The organism is Syntrophorhabdales bacterium, assembly GCA_035541455.1.
Classification (GTDB): Bacteria; Desulfobacterota; Syntrophorhabdia; order Syntrophorhabdales; family WCHB1-27; genus JADGQN01.
The window spans coordinates 18321-37648 of sequence record DATKNH010000007.1 but is presented as its reverse complement, the minus strand read 5'-3'; the positions used below and the strand labels follow the sequence as shown (position 1 = coordinate 37648).

Sequence of the window (19328 nt, the reverse complement as noted above, 5' to 3'; positions counted from 1 at the left end):
TCTGATAACCTAGTATATGAAGGTTATGGAATGATGAAACAGCAATTCGAGCCAGTCTTTAATACCCCCAACAGTGCAGGCCAATCCAAAGCAACCTGCAAGATTCTGCCGTTCAGAAAGCCCGATTTTCGGCGGTCACCCGAGCACGATGAAGCGGTTTCCCCAGATTTGACAATAGAGCCTGAGAACGATTGCTGTCCGGTAGAAGAAAGGAGTTTTATTCCGGTCTTTTCCTCGGAGCATTCTAACGTAATTCCCTGCCACGCCTGGGTTGAGAGGGCGGAAGAGCCCTCTGAGACCGTTTCCCCTCACGCGCACAGGTGGTTTAAGAAGGCACTGCTGCTGGGTGCATTTACTGCGTGGACTGTGGCGGCCATCGCCATAAGTATCGCTCTCGGCTAATACTCGTACGGATTCAAGCGTATACCTTCGTTGCCCTTACAGGATGCTGCGCTATCGCTGCGTCGCTTTTCCTCGACGTACTTTAGTACGCCTCCGGCAAGCTCCTCGCTGCCGCCTCGGTCTCCATCCTGAACCCGTACGAGTATTAGGCCGGATTCCAAAGAGCGAAGGAGATTGCTGATTAGCTTCATTGCCGCAACTCTCTCAACAGCCAAACTGGCAAAGTGCTTATGTATGCTGGGAAACCGCCGATAATATAAGCTAGAGATACCAAAAGGTGGGGTATGAAGATAAGTAATCTGTCTGGAGGACTCGGGATTTTTGATATCATGGCTCGCCACGGTACTGCATTGATACCAAACAGACCAAGGGTTCAACGAGATCCGAAAATGGTCAAGGTGAATAATTCCGAAGCCAAAGAGAAGAGCGGGACCTCCACGGACAAAAACCAGGACTCAATCCGGAAGGTTAACAAAACTCAGACAGGCCGCTAAGCATAGGGCCGGCTTGTGAGCAAGCCCGAGCGTGTTTCACTCGCAGGCATTACGTAGACTCTGCTCCAGCGTCTCTCCTTGACACACAAATAACCTTTTTGTTATTCATAACATGTTCATTGCAGAACGTTTCTACTGAATACCAACGAGGTGTGAAGCATGGCGACAAAGCTTATTTACGATCCTTCTTCCGGGCCCATGAAGTATGCGTGCGGCGTTTCAGGGTCCGGTACGAATTACGACAGAATATATGAGCGGAATCCCGGCATCTACCATGTTGTCTTCAGCAATGCACCCGGTTGCGTAGCTGTGGCGAAAGCTGTGGAACGAGCGGTTCCCATCGCCTTGCTCGACTCACGGAAATATTTCAGAGAAATGTGGGCGCTCGAAAAGGTCCCGAGGTACGGTGTCGAGAGAAACAGCTATGACATGGCACTGATGACGCTTGTCGAACAGATACTCGATGGCCGCCCGGACCTGATCTGCCTGGCCGGTTACGATCTCTGGATAGGGGAATGGATGGCCAACAGATACTTTCCAACCATTCTTAACGTACATCCAGGTGACGCAAGAAAATATACGGGGCTGGGATGGAGGCCCACTGCCAAGGCAATACTCGCGGAAGAAACCGGTGTGCGATCGACGGTATTTTTTGTGGACAAGAGCGATGATGGTGGGCCCATACTGATCCAGTCAAAATCGTTGCCGCTATCAAGGTGGGACAATGAATTGCGTGACATAAGAAAATTTGCCGAACGATGCGATGCAAGGACGATCGAGCAATTTAGAACCGCAGCGCAGGAAGAGGCAAGTAATCTATTTAGAGCGCTGGAGCAGGTTTCTACATCTATTCAGGACGTGCTGAGGACGGAGGGAGATTGGGAGGTATATCCATTCGCGGTGCACGATCTTATAGCAAAAGGCAGAGTTGCGCTTGACGGCAGAACAGTCTACATCGACGGTGTGCAGATGCCTGATGAGGGATGGCAGGTGGACACGTACGGCTTCGCCCCGAGCATCCGCTAGATGCCAATTCGTATTCAAGCGTATACCGAGGCGGCAGCGATTGGACCTTCTGCTAGGCCAATGTGCAGCCAAGATGGAGGCCGAGGCGATCCGAGGACTGGGCTACGCAGGCGTACCGGGCGGTACGTCGAGTAGAACAGGCCGAAGGGTAACGAAGGCATACGCTTGAATGCACATTGGCATCAGTAGAGGAACATCGGCTTGCCCAACATATTCCGCACCTTGGGCCGGTAATTCTGTGAATCATAAAGCGCCGTGACGTCCACATGTTTTTTAGCGGCCGTGACCAGTTCCAGGGGAACCGTTGTGTAGATGCCCTGGTGGAGCGCGACCATGCGACCCATGTGGCCGGTGGCCACCTGGTCCAGAGCCAAATTGCCGTACGAAACAGCTACCATGCGGTCGAGGGAGTCGGGTGCTCCTGAACGCATGATGTAGGCGAGCTGCTGGTAGATTATATTTACACCGGTTCTTTTTTTGATCTCGTCGGCCACTATCGAACCAATGCCGCCGAGCTTCTTGTGACCATACGCATCTTCCTTCCCGGTCTCGATGATCATGCCGCCCACCGGATAAGCACCTTCCGATATGGTCAGCACTGCGTAATTCGAAGGATTCCTTTGGCGGTCCTCGACGAGAAATTTGCAGAGGCGGTCCAGGTCGAAGGGCACCTCAGAAATGACCGCGCGGTCCACGTCAGCAAGATATGCGGCAAAAAGGGAGGTCTCGCCTGAATTGCGTCCGAAAAGTTCGACGACGCCTATGCGCTCGTGTGAGCCCATGGTTGTGCGCAGCGCATGAATCGTGTCAACCGAACGGGTAACGGCTGTCGAGAAACCTATGCAAAAATCTGTGCCGAAGACATCATTGTCCATGGTCTTGGGGATAGCCACAATCTGCATACCCTGTTTGTGCAGGTGGCAGGCGAAGCTGAGCGTGTCATCGCCGCCGATAGGTATAATGGCATCCAGTTTAAGGGATTCAATGACTCTCAGTACATGACGGGTGCAATCAATCTTGCCTTTATCCGTCGGTGAGCGATCTTCCGCGCGGACAAACTCCGGCACTTCGTCTTGCGTCACGCTGCTTGGGTTGGTCCGGGAGGTGTGCAGAAATGTTCCACCCGTCCGATCGATGGTCCTCACGGTCTCAGTGGTTAGAGGATAGGTGTACCTTTTTGCTGTAATTGGATCGTCAGGATTGACGCATAACAGGCCCTGCCATCCGGTCCTGATGCCTACGATGTCGATATCATGCTGGGGCGCCTGAGTGACAACGGCCTTTATTGCTACGTTCAGGCCTGGGACGTCGCCTCCACCCGTAAGGATACCAACCCTTCTCCTTGCTCCCATGGTTCCCTCCCCTTTAGCGCTACGCCCGCGCTATCCCTGACTCGCTCACTCTGCCTTGCATGCGGTAAATTGCGTGAAAGTATGAGCCCCGGCGTATTTTTTGTCAAGCTCGTGCCCGGCTGGAATATCAGTCATGCCGATTCGTATGTTACGGGCTTTCCTTCCTCAAGATAGGCTCTTGCGGCCTCCCAACGCCCTTTAGATCTGTCCCCCAGCAGGGCCATGAAGCTGCTGAGGGGAACGTTTTCATCTTTGAGGAATAGCTGGATGTCTTCCAACAAACCGGCTGTGAGAAGCGTGTCAACCTCGGCGCCTTCATTGCAGTACAGTTCCTCTATAGCATCCAGTATCCTTTGCAGAACGTCCAAGTGCTTACCGAGGTATAGATTTACCATGTATCCTGCAAACGAGGTCATCAGAACAAGATAGGGCAGCCCTTTCTTGTCGTTAGACCACTCACCGTAGAAGTCGAGCCATATCTGCCTCATCGGTTCGGATGTTTCGATCAGCCTATCAACGGCTATCTGCATTACCCCTTTCATACCGTCGCCCAACGATTATGCAAGTCTGGTGCCGTTTTTGTCACGGTGACCGTACCGCGCGCTGAGTCCTGACCTCACGAGAACGGTCAGTGCAAGATTGGTCTGAGGCCAAGTTTTCTACTGAAGCACATCGTTAGCAGATTTTACGTAATGCAATTACCAGCCCCGAAGGGCGGCTCCGAGCCGTGGCGGACGCAGGCGTACCTTGCGGTACGTCGAGGACAGACGCGGTGACAGGCGACAAAGCAGATGGACCTTTAACTCATCGCCCCCTATCTGACGAGGTTAGACAAACACAGAACAGTCCAATACGGTGAAACCATCAAACATATGATTGACAGTAGATACGACGGTATGTAATAGAGGCCGCCTCTAAAAACCGTGCCCAGCGGAATATCTTTGGCCATGCCCGCGACGACATAGCAGCATATACCGATCGGCGGCATGATAGAGCCCATGGTGGTGACGATCGTAATCACCTGGCCGAACCAGACGGGGTCATAGCCCATATGCGTGACAATAGGATAAAAGATCGGAAGCGACACAAGCAGGAACGCAAGCGCGTCCATTACGCATCCTCCAATGATGTAGCAGAACAGGACCACCCAGAGAAGGATCCAGTTCGGAAGGGCAAGGCCGCTGATCCAGTCTGCTGCCTCGAAAGGAAGACGTGTCACGGTTAGAAAGCGTCCAAATATAACAGCGCCTGCCACTATCATGAACACGAGACAGGAGATACGTAAGGTATCGACGATTGAGAGGATGAAATGATTCCACGTCAGCTTCCGTCGCACGAGGCATATGATGAGGCCCAGAGCACAGCTCGCCGCGGCCGCTTCGGTTGCGGTGACAACGCCGGTAAAAAGCGCGTACATGATGATTGCAAAGAGTATGAGGATATCGATGATGTCAGGCAGTGCCTTGAACCTTTCACGCCACGTGCTTCTGGCGCCGGCGGGTCCCCAGTCAGGATGGCGCCAGCAGATATAGCCAACGGTTGCCGCAATCAGAACAGTGAGTATGGCGCTTGGTATCACATTGCCAAAGAAGAGCTTGCCTATGGATTGGCCCGTGTAAAGGCCGTAAACCACCAGAACGATGCTGGGCGGTATGAGCACGCCGAGTGTGGCGCCGGCAGCAACTGATCCTGCATTAAGCTGGGGGTGGTAATTATACTTCCGCATCGCAGGAATGGCCACCTGGCTCATGGTCGCAGCCGTCGCGGTATTGCTTCCGCTTATTGCCGAGAAGGCGGCACACGCCATAATCGTGGTGATCGCCAGACCGCCCTTGTAATGGCCGAACCATTTGTATGTCGCGAAATAGAGCCCGTCGTTGTAACCCGCGTAGTGGACAAATTCACCCACGAGGATAAACATGGGGATAACGGTGAGCCCGTAGTTTGAAAAAATGTTCCACATGTCCGTACCGATCATGCCGAGCGCTGCCTGAAAGGAGGTCACGTACGCAAAGCCGAGGAATCCCACGATGGCCATGGTGAAGCCCGCAGGTATTCTGAACAGGAAAAGCACGGCAAACATAATCACTATCCCGTACACGCCGACGATGGGACCTTGCATGATTACTCCTCTCCTGGGGCGAATATGTTTTTCAGGAAGTCAACAAAAGCGGTGAGAGCCATGATGGCGAACGCCAGGGCGACAAGAAATACAAAGGGATGGTAAATCACTTTCAGGGTCTCCGACACCTCGCGTGATTGATAGATCTTCATGGCCCAGACGAAAATCTGCCATGAAACGACCGCGAAAAATATGGTGATGACAAAGTACGCGAAGGTGTCAACGACCAGTTGCAGCTTCTTGGGGTACCGCTCCGCAAGAATTTCCACGATAATATGGTCTTTTCTTCTTTGCGTGTAGCCCAGGGCAAAGGCTATGACAATTGCACCCAGGAAAGAGACAATCTCGTACGCGCCCCGAAAAGGGAAGTGAAATATTCTGAGTACGACATTGCCGGTGGCAAGGACCATCAGCGCCAGCACCGCAACGCCGCCCATGATCATGAGGATCTTGTTGAGTACATTTGTCAGTGACACGAGAAACTTCATGCTGTCCTCCGTTGAAATACGCAGACCGTCGCACCGTTGGTGCGACTGGGACGACCGCTTCGCTAGGAAGACCGTCCGCCAAGGCGCGGACTACGAAGACCGCTTCCACCCTTGCGGGCACCTAGCGTGCTGGGAAGCAACTGCTAACATCGATGATTCTGATGTTGGGTCTTTTCCTCTTCCATCTTCCTCGTGACCCCGGACTCTGATCCGGGAGAACGATCTTCCCCCTTCGGGGACTTCGCCTCTTCCTAGTGAAGCGGTCCGGCTCGTTACTTAAACTGCTTTTCGTATTTTTCCTTGAGCTTGTAAAGCTCCGCGAGTACCTGTTCACCGGGTGTGCCCTGCGGGGTTACTCTCTTGACATACTCGTCCATCATCGGTTTGACGAGTTTCGGGATTTCAGCGTATTCCGCGGCAGGTAATTTGAGAACCTGGTGGTTATACTTCTCCTTTGACCATGCGAGTGCTTCCTTCACGTGGTCGTCCACGTACTTGCCGGTCCATTCCGCCTGCTCACGCCTCAGGTCATCCAGCACCTTCTTCACGTTTGCAGGCATTGCATTCCATTTATCCTTGTTCATCACAACGGCAAACGTCACCACGAAAAGGTTGGCTTCAGTCGCGTAAGGACAATATGCGGCAAAGTTGAAGTCTTTCAATATCTCCATCGAGGAGACGATGCCTTTTACCACGCCTTTCTGAATAGCCTCGGGTGTTTCAGACTGCGGCATGGCCACCGGAGTGCCGCCGAGACGGGTAATGACCTCTGCCCCGGTTCCGGAAACGCGAAGTTCCATCCCTTTGAGGTCTTTCAGGGATTTGACCGGGTTCTTCGTCATGAAGTCTGCGGGCGGGCAGGTAAAGAGCGTCAGAATCTTCACCTTGTCGAATTCCTTGGGATATTTCTCAACGATGTCATAAAGCGCTAAGCTCGCGGCCCTGGCGCTGTTGAATCCGACGGGAAGATCGACCGCCTCAGAGACCGGAAAGCGGCCCGGCTGGTAGCTCATTGCGAAGTTGCCGATGTCTGCGGTGCCGGTGATCACGCCGTCAAATATATTCTTGGCAGCCAGCAGCGTGCCTCCCGGGAAGGTCTTTACCGATACCGCATTGTTCGTTCTTTTTTCCACTTCTTTTGCCCATCTCTCCATTTGCACGCAGGGGAAGGTTGTGGCCGGAGGGAAGTTGGCGTAGGTCAGCGTTATTTTCTGCTGTGCGTCGGCTAGACGCGGCACCAACAGGCTCGCACCCACCAATAGACTGATCCCTAACATCACGACGAACATCTTCTTGATATACATGGCTAACCCCCTTTGCTTTAATCGGCCTCCCGGTGCCGTTCGATGTAGCGTGTCGACTAAAAAAAGACCATGGGCAGCCGGGAACCGCCCATGGTCTTTACCTGACCTGCTTCACGACTAAGAACGTGACCCTTATCATGTGCACTTCTATTCGCTGTCGTGAGCCCTGTGTCTCGGTACGCTCTTTTAACATAAGGAATTTTTTTCTGTCAAGCCTTCTTTCTCTTCAGCGCTTCCAGTACCTTGTCCGGTGTGATGGGAAAATCATTAATGTAAACGCCGATGGCGTTGCAAACGGCCGCCGCGTAGGCCTGTGCAGCCGACATGGCTATGGACATTGCTGCTTCTTTCGCGCCGTACGGACCGTTCGGATCAATTGTCTCCACAATGATGTTGTGTATCTTCGGCATGTCGCAGGCGAGCGGCAGTTTGTAGTCAAGCTGCGTGGGATTAAGGACCCGTCCACGGTCAAAGACATGGTACTCAGTGAGCATGCCTCCCTGGCCACCCATCGCCAGCCCCCCCTCAAACTGGCTCTCGATGATCTTCGGGTTCAGGGCGCGGCCAACGTCCTGGGCTGCCCACGTTTCGAGCACGGTCACCTGCCCCGTATCCGGGTCCACTTTTACTTCCACGATTGTTGTCCCGAATGAAAAAGCCTCTGAGAGCTGACCGGTTGGATTTTCCACCCATTCCCGTCTCGAATCAACCCTGGGCCAGTAAGCGCCTTCTCCGCTAATCGACTGACCGCGCGAAAGCCCCATGCGTACTACCTTGGTCAACGGCAGGCTCCGCTCCGGTTCTCCTTTAACCATGATCTTTCTGTCTTTCGCGATAAGGTCTTCCGGCTTTGCCTCCAGGGCCTTTGCCGCAATCACAAAAAGCTTCTTCTTTGCGTCCTGTGCCGCCAGCCGTACCGCGTTTCCGCCGACAAAGGTGGAGACCATGGAATAGGAACCGGGATCGCTCGGTGTAACTTCCGTATCAGCTGAGACGAGTTGCACGTCGTCGGATGAGAGCCCCAGTTCTTCTGCCGCAATCTGCACGAGCATAGTCTCGTTGCCCTGCCCGTTGTCCACCACACCCGAGATGACCGTGATGCCCCCGTCTTCATTAAACTTGACGAACGCCTCTGAGCCGCCCCTGATGCCCATCGGGAACCCGGTCTGGACAGAGTTACAGCCCACGCCGATACCATGGTACGGGGGAAGTTTTCCAAATTTCTCTTTCCAGCCTGCCGCCTCGGCTGACCGCTCGATCGTCTCGACCATACCACAGCTTCCCACGTATGACTTGGTCGGCGTGTAATCGCCCGGCTGACGGGCATTCCTGAGCCGCATGATCACAGGATCAATGTGCAGCTCTTCTCCCAGCATATCGAGCTGCAGATCCACCCCGCAGGCGAAGGCCCTGCCGTGGCAGCGATACATGCCCCGGATCGGTTTATTCGTGAAGACGCGATACCCGTTGTACCGCACATTCTCCATGCGGTAGGCCTGCTCCATACAGAGAAAAGGCACGCTGGTGGCGATAGGCCCGGTGCTTGAGTAAGCGCCGCCATCCATGTAACAGGTGATATCACGTGCCTGCACCCGTCCCTCGCGGTCCACGCCGGTCTTGATGATTGCTTTCATCGAATGGGCCTGGCGCGTTGCGATGGTGTTCTCTTCGCGGGTATAGACGATCTTGACCGGCTTGCCCGACTTCCGTGCAAGAAGCGCGCATATTACATCCGCCGGAGAGATCTCAGACCTTCCGCCGAATGCGCCTCCTATGGTGATCTTGCGCACCCGCACCTTGTTGAGGGGGATGCCGAAGACGTTTGCCAGAGGTTTCGACTTGAGATGCGGTCCGCCGTTGGGCATCCATATTTCCAGGCAGCCGCCATTGTCAAATTGCGCGACAACTGCGTAGGGTTCGGCCTGAAAATAGGATTCTTCGGGGGCGATAAAGGTATCCTCTCTGACGATGTATGATTCTTTGAAGCCCTTCTCCACGTCTCCCACGTCTATTTTTACGTGTATGTTGATGTTGCCTCGATAACCTTCGTGGAGGATTGGCGCGTCCGGTTTGAGCGCATCCTCTACGGTGAACACAGAGGGCAGCTCTTCATACTCGACTCTTATGAGGTCGAGCGCTTCCAGAGCCGTATCTTCATCAACCGCTGCAACCGCCGCGACCTCTTCGCCGATGAAACGGACCTTGTCCACAGGCAGAAAGCGCTGATCCTGCGTATAGCGGAAGACTCCCCACTTTTCGTCGGAACTGTCACGCCCGGTTACCACGGCCTTTACGCCTGGCAATTTAGAGGCGCGGGAGGTGTCTATGTGGACGATCTTTGCGTGAGTGTGGGGTGAGCGAAGCACTTTACCGAAGAGCATTCTGGGCAGCGCCAAGTCTGCCGAGAAGAGGGCCTGCCCCGTGGCCTTGGCGATGGCGTCGACCCGCTGCATCCCCTTGCCTATGAGCGAATATTCTGCCATAAGTTACCTCTGTGCTTCCGAGGCCGCCTTTATGGCCTCCACAATCTTCGTGTAGCCTGTGCAACGACATACATTGCCGGCAATCGCGCTGCGGATCTCCTCTTCCGTCGGATGGGGATTCTTGTCGAGCAGGGCCTTTGCAGTAAGGATCATCCCGGGGGTGCAGAAACCGCACTGTATAGCATAGTACTCCACGAAGGCGGCCTGGATGGGGTGGAGCTTGCCGCTTTCGGCCAGCCCCTCGATGGTGGTTATCTCCTTGTCTTCCGCGTCTGCCGCCAGCAGAAGACACGAGCGTATTGGCGCGCCTTCGAGCAGCACCGTACACGTGCCGCACGCGCCCTCATTACAACTCTGTTTTGTGCCGGTCAGGTGCAGCTCGTCTCTCAGCACTTCCGCGAGGGTGCGGTGCGGGTAAATGAAAAGTTCATACTCCTCTTTGTTGACGCGCAACCTCACTCTCTTCTTTTCTATAGTGGTGGGTAATGCCAAGGTCCGACCGCGAGCTTTTTTAGCGCTATGCTTCTGAGCCGCTGACGCGGCTGCTTTTTTCGTCCTGTGCTCCTGGGCACCTTTGGTGGCTGGCCTCGATACCTTTTTTTTAGCCCGTTGCGCTACACGTTTCGGGTCCTGCCGTGAAGCCTGCTTCGACGTCAGCTTTCCCGGTCGCTTCCCTTTTTGTGCCCTGTTGGATGGTTTCTTACGCTCTGCGCGCATGGTCCACCTCCCTCAGGCTGGCCAGCGCCTCACCCAGGGCTCTCGCCGTCATGACCGCAGCCAGTTCCCTCCTGTATGAGGCGGGCAGGATAAGATTATCCACTGCCTCCATTCCTTTGACCGCGAGGGACGCTGCCTGCTGCACGTCCACATCCGAAACATCTTCCGGCCGCTTCCCCTTGATCATGTTCGCCGCTTCCTGCGCGATCCTGGGTCCTGACCCGCAAGCACCCATAACTATGCGCGCTCGGTCAATTGTATCGTCCTTTCCCACCGTGAGAAATGCTGCGGCTGAAGCGAGCGGGTAATCGATGGAGCCCCGCATCGCGAATCTCCGGTAGGCGGAGGCCGTTCTTTGTGGGCTCACAGGGATGATGATCTCTGTGAGGAGCTCGCCCCGGCCGATGCTGAGTGGGTTTGTTCCCTTACCTGTGAAGAGTTCCTCTACGGGCAGTGTGCGGACGGCGCGACTATTCTGCAGCCTCACTTTTGCGCCAACAGCGATAAGGGCGGACGCGGTGTCGCCCTGATAGACGCTGAAGCAGCGATTGAGGCCGCGTGCAGCGTGGCAGGTTGCCCCGCCGAGCTTATAGCAAGGCCCCAGCCTTTTTCTTGGAAGCTCAGACTGGTTGTAATAGAGGCAGCGATTCTCCTGCAGCAGATTGCCCCCGAGTGTCGCCATGTTCCGGATCGCGGGAGCGGCAACATGGCGTGCCGCGTCGCTGACTGATTTGGATAGATGGGCTACAATCCTGGATTCGGCGAGATCGGTTAACGTCGTGGCCGCGCCGACCACCAGATCATCCTTTTTCTGTTTTATCCCACCGAGCCCCTTTACCTTCTTGAGACTCAAAATGCATGGTGGGGACAAGAGACGATGTTTCAAACGCCCGGTGATTTCAGTGCCTCCGGCGAGCACTCGAACCTTCTCTCCGTATGTGGTCATCAAGGAGAGCGCCTCCTTGAGTGTCGAGGGACCAAGGAGCTGGAAACGAGGAAGATTCATCAGTCCTCCTTCACGCGATCAGCTGACACCAAAAGTTGTTGACAAAGAAAGAACCCTTTCTCTATACTGCTCGTAGTATACAGTATACCGTATACCTTTTATCTACTAGGTATCATCCATGCGTGTCAATAAAAAAATGGCCCACGTGTTAATACTTACCAGCGTTCTCTCATTTAGTAAACAGAATTCTTTTGCAGGAGGATATCATGGACATGTTCAATGAACTGACGATGCTGTCGCTGGAACAGGCAACCGTCCTTCCATATCTGAGCTACAGGCTTGCAATGGATGGTATGCGGGTCATACGCCTGGAACATCCTGTGTATGGTGATCCCAACCGGATGATAGGCGAGAACCGGCTGGGCGAAGAGCGCATGAATACGTATTTCATGGCGATCAATGCGGGTAAGAAAGCCGTCACGCTGAACCTGGGCGAACCGCAGGGCCAGGAGATCCTGAAAGAATTGATCCGGAAAATGAAGGTTGACATTTTCGCGACAAATCAACTACCGAGGAACTACGAGAAGCTCGGCATAGATTACGCAACCCTGAAGTCCGTCAAGCCGGACATCATCTGGGTAGGGCTTACCGGCTTTGGCCCTGAGAGCAACGAAGCTGCCTACGACCCCATTTTGCAGGCGAGGGGCGGACTCATGGAGCTTACGGGCAATGCAGGCGAGGACCCCCAGGTGTTGGGCATTCCTCTGCCGGACATGGGGACCAGCGAGCACGCTTACGGCCAGATCATGAAGGCTCTGTTCAAACGGGCAAAGACCGGCGAGGGAACACGGATCGATCTTTCCATGTTCATGTCCACCACCTCGTGGCTCACTGTAGCAATAACCCTCACGAAGTCCTTCGGCCAGAAGATCACCAGACGGGGGAACACTCACGAGTTCTTTGCGCCGGTATCGGTGTATGAAACGAAGGATGGCTATGTCTACATAGCTCTCGGTAACGACCGCCAATGGGTTTCCTTTACCCAGCTGCCGGGATTCGAAGGGCTTGCAAAGCCAGAATATGAGAAGAACAGTGGCCGCATCAAAGATGTGAAGAACCTCAACAATCAGATTAATGAAGCCACCAAGAAAAAGACGACTGATGAGATGATCGAACTTTGCAACAAAGCAACGATAGCCATATCGAGAGTCAACACCATAGGGGAGGTGCTGGAAGACCCGTACGTGAAGGAATCCATGCTGAGCGCGCAGGATCCGAAAACCAAGACGCAGATATGGATGGCTCCCCCTCCTTACATGACTCCCTTCCTGAAGGCCTCAGACAAGAAGATGACCTTTCCTCCAAGATTTGGTGAGCACAACGAAGAGATTTATGGTGGTCTACTGGGTTACTCCAGCGAGACGCTGAAAGGGTTGAAGGAGAAGGGAATAATATAGGGGCGGGTTTGCGGCGGGAGGAACAAATGTGTTATTCATACAGCCAATGCCCGTTACGCGCGTACGAGCTGTACTAGCTATGCGCGTTGCGGGTTCTTCGCACAGGAGGAGCCTATGAATATTGTGGTGCTCGCCAAACAGGTTCCTGACCCTGAGGCCATCGTGGATATACGGGGCGACGGTACCGGGTTAGAGATCGAGCCGAAATTTGCCACCAACCTCTTTGACGAGTTTGCTATCGAAGAAGCCCTGCGCGTTCGTCAGAAACACGGCGGCAAGGTAAAAGTGATCACGCTGGGCGGGGCAAAGGCCACCGAAGTTTTGAGGACAGGCATTGCGATGGGTGCCGATGAGGCACTGCTTCTCGACGATCCCTCTCTTGCCGACGGTGACGGCTTCACCACTGCGCTGGCCCTGAGCAGAGCCATGGCAAAGGAACCCTTCGATCTCGTGCTCTGCGGCAAGCAGGCGACGGATGACGATCGGGGCGAAGTAGGTCCCATGGTGGCGCAACTACTGAACCTGCCCCACGTGGGCGGAATCACGAAGCTGGAAATTGCCGATGGAAAAGCCGTTGTTGAATCTCCCGTGGAAGGGCGCAAAGTAACGGTGGAGGTTTCGCTCCCCGCGGTTTTCACTGCTACCAAGGGATTGAATGAACCGCGGGTGCCCCTGATCACCGGTGTGATGAAAGCAATGAAGGTGCAGATTCCGAAAATGAGCGCACAGGATCTCGGGCTTTCTCAGGAGGAAACAGGGAAGGCCGGTTCAAAGGTGCGGATTGAACGGTATCGTGCCCCCAAGAAAAGGGCGGGCGTGCATCTAATCCCAGGGGACGCAAGAGAAGCGGCAGCCGAAGCAGTGCGCATCCTCTCTGACGAAGTGCGGGTCTTATAGGAGGCGCCATGGAGAAACTACTCATTTTCGTTGAGCCGAAAGGTGAACAGGCGCGAAAGGTTTCCATGGAGCTTCTGGGGCAAGGGCAGAAACTGAGGGCAGAAGGCTACGATGTGGAAGCTGTCGTTATGGGCAAGGCGTCCGATGCGCTCAAGCGGGAAGTTCTTCCTTGTGTGAGCAGATTGACCTGCGCCACGGACGCAGTCCTCGAGCACTACACTGCCGAAGGCTACGCGATGGCATTGGCCAACCTTGCCCGTTCTTTGAATCCAAAAATCATACTCGCGGGCGCGACGCAGATAGCGAGAGATTTTATGCCCCGCGTTGCGGTGATATTGGGCGCTGGCATTGCGTCAGATGCGACGGAAATCCACTGGAAGGAGGAGCCGCTGAAAGTCGTCCGTCCTGTGCAAGGTGGCAGGGCGCTCTCGGAAATCTCCTTTACCGCCTACCCGGCCATCGTCACAACCAGACCCAACGCCTTTCCCCTGGAAGCGCAAGCAGGCTCGCCGGGTGAGTTTGTGGAGAAAGATCTTGGGGTGTCTGCGACGGACGTGAAGGCTCGAGTAGTAAAGGTCGAAGAGGTGACAAAGGGCAAGGTGGACGTGACGGAAGCAGACATCATTGTCACCGGAGGACGCGGGATGAAAGCGCCTGAGAACTTCGCTTTGCTCGAGGAACTTGCAGGGCTGCTCGGCGGTGTGGTGGGTGCAACACGCTCCGTGGTCGACGCAAAATGGCGTGACCAGGAGGACCAAGTGGGGAAGAGCGGAAAGACGGTTTCGCCCAAGCTGTACGTAGCAGTCGGGCTTTCCGGAGCGATCCACCACATCATGGGCATGGATACTTCGAAAGTGATCCTTGCAATAAACAAAGACTCGAACGCAAACATTTTCAACTACGCGGATTACGGCATCGTCGGAGATCTTTTCGAAGTTCTTCCGGCGATCACCGAGGATATCAAAAAGAGGCTCGGCAAATAGATTTGCGAAGCGAGCCCGTGAAAGTATAACAGATGGCGGAAGAGAAACTGGACGCGGTGGTAGTCGGGGGAGGTCTTGCAGGCCTGGCAGCCGCATACCGCCTGGCCGAGGCAGGGAAACAGGTCCTCCTGCTGGAGCGCGGTGATGCGCCCGGCAGCAAGAATGTGACTGGCGGCCGCATCTACGTCGAGCCTATCAAGGCCTTTCTTCCTTCAATTGTTGACGAGGCTCCCTTTGAACGCCACGTAGTCAAAGAGATGATCACGGTCGTTGATGAGGAAAGTTCCGTGCAGTTGGAATACGCTAGAGACGCCTGGCGCAAGGCACCTTACATGAGCTACACGGTGCTGCGCGCCAGCCTCGACAAGTGGTTTTCCGAAAAGGTTGCAGAGAAGGGCGGCTTTGTAATCCCCAACAGGAAGGTTGACGATCTCCTCTGGGAGGACGGCCGGGTAGCAGGTGTGAAAGCAGGAGGCGAAGAGATCGGGGCGCACATCGTCATTGCAGCCGACGGCGCGCTCTCATTCCTTGCGGAGAAGGCGGGGCTGCGCACGCCGCTAAAGCCTGCCAATTATGCCCTTGCCATGAAAGAAATACACAAGCTGGATGAGGAACGCATAGAGGAACGTTTTGGAGTGGAGAAAGGTGAGGGCGCGGCTAACCTCTTTGTCGGAGCATTGACAAAAGGTATGTTCGGTGGAGGATTTCTCTATACCAACAGGGATACCCTGTCACTCGGCATTGTGGTCGGCATTGACGCGCTCATGCAGAAACGTCCGCAGATAGAGGCATACCGGCTGATGGATGAATTCAAAGCCCGGCCCGAGGTTGCCCGCTGGATACAGGGCGGCGAAATGAAGGAGTATGCTGCCCACATCATCTCGGAGGCTGGTATAGGCGGCATTTCAAAGCTCTACACGGACGGCATGCTCGTAGCCGGGGATGCGGCCGGGTTTGCTCTCAACATGGGGATCACGGTACGGGGGATGGAGTTTGCGGTTGCTTCAGGCGTAATCGCGGCTGAAGTAGCCACAGATGCCCTCAACAAAGGTGATATTTCAAAAAGATATCTTGCGGAGTATGAAAAGAGGCTCGCATCAAGTTTCGTGCTGCGCGACCTGGAAACGTTCCGCCATTCAAAGGAGGTACTGGAGAACCCCCGTCTTTTCAACGTGTACCCCAAGTTTCTGTCGAGTCTTCTGAATGTGCTGTTTACCGTATCAGACACGCCCAAGAAAAATCTCTACAGGAGCGCCATGACTCTGGCGAAACAATACATCCTCAACTGGGAAGGCATGAAAGACTTCTGGAGCTTGAGGAAGCTGTGAGTGAGACAGGAAAAAGATAAGACAGGTCAAGGTTGTGAGGTAGGACTGACACTATGAAGATAGAAGAGAAGATCGCCTGCAATGCGATCAAGAATGACAAAGAGAGCCATATAAAACTTACACAAAACGTCTGCAAAGCCTGCAAGGAGCGTTTTTGCATCTATGCGTGTCCCGGGCACCTCTATTCGTTGAGTGAAGAAACAGGAGAGATGGTTGTAGAGTACGCTGGTTGCCTTGAATGCGGCACCTGCAGGATTGCCTGCGTGTATGGCTCTGTCGCTTGGGAATATCCGGGCGGCGAGTATGGTGTGCAGTACAGGTACGGATAAGACAGCCACAAGGATGCAGGATGAAGGCACAAGGAAGAGTGCCTGATTTTCCCTTGAACCTAGGGTGGAGCGCGGCCGTGCAGAGAGACACCAAGCCGAAGTCAGTCAAACCTCTTAAGGGTATCAGGCCTGTCGGTAAACCCCGGTCGGTGGGGGACGCTGTGTATGACGCACTGAAAACCGCTATCACCAAGGGTGATCTTTCTCCCGGGCAACGCCTCATCGAACGACAGCTCTCCACGCAGTTGCGTACAAGCCGCATTCCCATCAGGGAAGCCATAAAGAAGCTCGAGAAAGATGGTCTCGTCGAGAAACTTCTCAAAAGAGGGTTTATCGTAAAAAGCGTAACAGAAGCGGAGATAGAGGAGACCTTTGGTATCAGGGCGGTGCTGGAGAGTTACGCTGCATATCTTGCCACCGGCAGAGTGACGGATGCTCTGATGAAACGGCTAGAGCGCACTGTGCAGGTGTACCGAGAGGCTCTCACGGCAAAGAACGTAGAGCAGATGATGGCTGCTAATGCTCAGTTCCACGAAGCTATCTATAAAGCATCGGGAAGTGAGAAGCTCTATACCCTCATCAACAACTTCAGAGATTATATCTCCCGTTACCGCAAGACCCTCCTTACTACCCACGAGTTTGCAAAGGTCTCTCTGGAAGACCACGTGCGCATGCTCGAAGCGATGCGCGACGGCAACAAGGAGAAAGTGGAAGAGTTGGTGAAGAAGCATATTCTGCGCGGCAAGGCCATCATCGCGGGGGAAATGAAAGCAGGAAGACTTGTATAGGACAGGAAAAAGATAAAGAAGGTTAAGGCTGAGGTTGAGAGAAGACAACGCATATCCGTTGTTGCATCGCTTAATCTTGACCTCAACCTTAACCTAGTGGCTTGGGAGGAACAGATGGCGGACAAGTATTACCGTCTCGGCTGTGACATAGGCGGCACATTCACCGATTTCGTTCTGCTTAACGATCAAACGGGAGAGATAAAGACCGGCAAGTGTCTGACCACGCCGCAAGACCCCTCCGATGCCGTCGAGGAAGGCATAAGAGTTCTGGAGAAAAGCACGCCCGACTTTGTCGGGAGCCTCGACGAACTGATACACGGCACGACTCTTGTCATCAATTCGATCATCGAGAGAAAGGGCGCGAGGACCGGGCTTATCACTACCAGGGGTTTTAAGGATGTTCTCGAAATAGGCCGTGAGATACGTTACGCGCCCTACGATGTCTTCGCAGAATTTCCAACGCCTCTGATCCCCAGAAGATACCGGATCGAGGTTGATGAGCGGGTCCGCAGCGACGGCACTGTGCTGAAGCCTCTCGACAAAGAAGAAGCGGGGAAAGCAGTTCGGTCCCTTGTTGCCATGGGTGTCGAATCGATTGCCGTCTGTCTCATCAATTCCTTTGAAAACCCCGCACATGAACTGATGCTGGAAGAGATTATCATGCGCGATGCACCTGGAGTATCGGTCTCCATCTCCTACCGCGTTCTTCCACAGATAAAAGAATACGAGAGAACGAGCACCACTGTCACCAACGCGTACGTCAAGCCGCTCACGGGAAGGTACCTCTCGAAGCTTGCCGGCCGGCTGGCCTCGATCGGCTTTAAGGGTAAGTTGTTTATCATGCTTTCCAGCGGCGGCGTCACTTCTGTTGAAACCGCAGCCGAGTTCCCGGTCAGGATTATCGAGTCGGGCCCGACTGCGGCGGTGATCGCGGGGCAATACTATGGCAAGCACTTCAGCATCCCGGAGATGTTCTGTTTTGACATGGGAGGCACAACGGCCAAGTCGTGCCTTATCCAGAAAGGTATCGCAGGCGTTGTGCCGACATTCGAGGTGGGGCGTGTCCAGAGATTCATGAAGGGAAGCGGCCTCACTATCCAGGTGCCGGTCGTCGACCTGATGGAAATCGGCGCCGGAGGCGGCAGCGTAGCGAAGGTGAGTAAGATGGGCACGCTCCAGGTCGGGCCCGAAAGCTCCGGAGCGGCGCCCGGACCGATCTGTTACGGAAGGGGAGGCGCCGATCCCTGCGTGACTGATGCGGATCTCTTGCTGGGATACCTGGACCCTGACTATTTTCTCGGCGGCGAGATGAAACTGGACATCGAAGGGGCGCGGCGCGGTGTCGAGGAGAAGATTGCGAAGCCTCTGGGAGTCTCCTTCATTCAGGCCATATGGGGCATCCACGATCTCATCAACGAGACCATGGCAGCCGCAGCGAAAACGCATATCGCGGAAAAAGGCGGCAATCCAAAGATCGTTACCATTGCAGCGTTCGGCGGCGCAGGGCCGGTGCATGCATTCGGACTTGCAAGGAAGCTGGGCTCGCCCCGTTTACTTGTGCCGCCAAATGCGGGTGTCGGTTCCGCTCTCGGTTTTTTCACGGCGCCCAGAGCATTCGATCTTCTGCGGAGCCACAAGGTTTCTCTGACGAAAGCGGACTTTGGTGAGATCGAACGTATTTTCGGCGAACTGGAGGCCGAGGCAGGCAAGATACTGGAAAAGGAAGCCGGCAGAGAGACCATCCGCTACGAACGCTCTCTGGATATGCGGTTTGTGGGGCAGGGCTCGGAAGTGAACGTGCCTCTTCCCGCAGGAGGCTTCACGAAAATGGCGAAGGGGGATGTCCGGCGGGCCTTTGACGAGATCTACGAGAAACTCTACGGCCGTACGTATCCCGATTCTGAGGCGGAGTTCATCAATTTCAAGGTGAGAGCCACTCTCCCCGAGAGGCTCCTCCAGTTACCGAAGCTGGATGGCGGCAGCGGGCGGTCCGTTGATGCGGCTGTAAAAGGGAAGCGGCCCGCTTACTCGCCGATGGCGAGGGATTTCATTCCCTATACCGTCTACGATCGCTACAAACTTTTTCCCGGCGCACGCTTCTCGGGTCCGGCTATTATCGAGGAGCGGGAATCAACGCTCATCGTGGGTGAAGATGCGAGTGTATCCACGGACGACTTCGGTTTCCTGTGGATTGATATGAAGGGAGCATAAA

General features: G+C 54.6%; 18 protein-coding genes. 10 read left to right on the top strand and 8 right to left on the bottom strand.

All coding sequences use genetic code 11. The features are described 5' to 3' along the window. Positions 1-30: 30 nt before the first annotated feature. The 3 genes from VMT71_00620 to VMT71_00610 all read left to right on the top strand — a co-directional run bounded on the left by VMT71_00620 (position 31) and on the right by VMT71_00610 (position 1922). Positions 31-402: a hypothetical protein gene (locus tag VMT71_00620; protein ID HVN22442.1), complete on the top strand. Its 372-nt coding sequence runs from the start codon at positions 31-33 to the stop codon at positions 400-402. Between the two features lie 284 nt (positions 403-686). Further along, positions 687-896 carry a hypothetical protein gene (locus tag VMT71_00615; protein HVN22441.1) on the top strand — a complete coding sequence of 70 codons (210 nt, stop codon included), beginning with the start codon at positions 687-689 and terminating at the stop codon, positions 894-896. A gap of 159 nt (positions 897-1055) precedes the next feature. Then, positions 1056-1922, top strand: coding sequence for a formyltransferase family protein (locus VMT71_00610; protein HVN22440.1), 867 nt, complete (start codon positions 1056-1058; stop codon positions 1920-1922). Positions 1923-2104: 182 nt separating this feature from the next. Here the strand turns inward: VMT71_00610 and VMT71_00605 are convergent, their stop codons facing one another. From VMT71_00605 to VMT71_00570, 8 genes are all read right to left on the bottom strand, one after another. After that, entirely contained in the window at positions 2105-3274 is a 1170-nt protein-coding gene (locus tag VMT71_00605; protein ID HVN22439.1) for an ATP-dependent 6-phosphofructokinase, read from the bottom strand. Between the two features lie 131 nt (positions 3275-3405). Next, the gene (locus VMT71_00600; protein HVN22438.1) at positions 3406-3816 is read right to left on the bottom strand and encodes a hypothetical protein; all 411 of its coding nucleotides are present in this window, start codon (positions 3814-3816) and stop codon (positions 3406-3408) included. Between the two features lie 272 nt (positions 3817-4088). Next, positions 4089-5396 carry a TRAP transporter large permease gene (locus VMT71_00595; protein HVN22437.1) on the bottom strand — a complete coding sequence of 436 codons (1308 nt, stop codon included), beginning with the start codon at positions 5394-5396 and terminating at the stop codon, positions 4089-4091. A gap of 2 nt (positions 5397-5398) precedes the next feature. Further along, positions 5399-5884, bottom strand: a complete 486-nt coding sequence (locus tag VMT71_00590) for a TRAP transporter small permease (GenBank protein ID HVN22436.1) — start codon at positions 5882-5884, stop codon at positions 5399-5401. A gap of 272 nt (positions 5885-6156) precedes the next feature. Next, on the bottom strand, positions 6157-7188 hold the full coding sequence (locus VMT71_00585) for a TRAP transporter substrate-binding protein (protein HVN22435.1): 1032 nt from the start codon (positions 7186-7188) through the stop codon (positions 6157-6159). Positions 7189-7397: 209 nt separating this feature from the next. After that, positions 7398-9671: a xanthine dehydrogenase family protein molybdopterin-binding subunit gene (locus tag VMT71_00580; protein ID HVN22434.1), complete on the bottom strand. Its 2274-nt coding sequence runs from the start codon at positions 9669-9671 to the stop codon at positions 7398-7400. Positions 9672-9674: 3 nt separating this feature from the next. Then, entirely contained in the window at positions 9675-10388 is a 714-nt protein-coding gene (locus tag VMT71_00575) for a (2Fe-2S)-binding protein (protein ID HVN22433.1), read from the bottom strand. Further along, on the bottom strand, positions 10372-11394 hold the full coding sequence (locus tag VMT71_00570; GenBank protein ID HVN22432.1) for an FAD binding domain-containing protein: 1023 nt from the start codon (positions 11392-11394) through the stop codon (positions 10372-10374). The genes VMT71_00575 and VMT71_00570 overlap by 17 nt, the downstream gene beginning before the upstream one ends. Positions 11395-11600: 206 nt before the next feature. On the opposite strand from VMT71_00570, the gene VMT71_00565 reads away from it, so the two are divergent. The 7 genes from VMT71_00565 to VMT71_00535 all read left to right on the top strand — a co-directional run bounded on the left by VMT71_00565 (position 11601) and on the right by VMT71_00535 (position 19327). Continuing rightward, positions 11601-12791, top strand: coding sequence for a CoA transferase (locus tag VMT71_00565; protein HVN22431.1), 1191 nt, complete (start codon positions 11601-11603; stop codon positions 12789-12791). Between the two features lie 114 nt (positions 12792-12905). After that, positions 12906-13688: an electron transfer flavoprotein subunit beta/FixA family protein gene (locus VMT71_00560; GenBank protein ID HVN22430.1), complete on the top strand. Its 783-nt coding sequence runs from the start codon at positions 12906-12908 to the stop codon at positions 13686-13688. An 8-nt stretch (positions 13689-13696) separates the two neighbouring features. Further along, complete coding sequence (locus VMT71_00555; GenBank protein HVN22429.1) at positions 13697-14671, top strand: electron transfer flavoprotein subunit alpha/FixB family protein; 975 nt, start codon at positions 13697-13699, stop codon at positions 14669-14671. A 32-nt stretch (positions 14672-14703) separates the two neighbouring features. After that, a complete protein-coding gene (locus VMT71_00550; GenBank protein ID HVN22428.1) occupies positions 14704-15999 on the top strand; it encodes an FAD-dependent oxidoreductase in 1296 nt (431 codons plus the stop codon). 53 nt (positions 16000-16052) lie between these two features. Then, positions 16053-16328, top strand: a complete 276-nt coding sequence (locus tag VMT71_00545; protein HVN22427.1) for a 4Fe-4S dicluster domain-containing protein — start codon at positions 16053-16055, stop codon at positions 16326-16328. Positions 16329-16348: 20 nt separating this feature from the next. Beyond that, positions 16349-17116: a GntR family transcriptional regulator gene (locus VMT71_00540; GenBank protein ID HVN22426.1), complete on the top strand. Its 768-nt coding sequence runs from the start codon at positions 16349-16351 to the stop codon at positions 17114-17116. A gap of 114 nt (positions 17117-17230) precedes the next feature. After that, a complete protein-coding gene (locus tag VMT71_00535) occupies positions 17231-19327 on the top strand; it encodes a hydantoinase/oxoprolinase family protein (protein HVN22425.1) in 2097 nt (698 codons plus the stop codon). Position 19328: the final 1 nt, after the last annotated feature.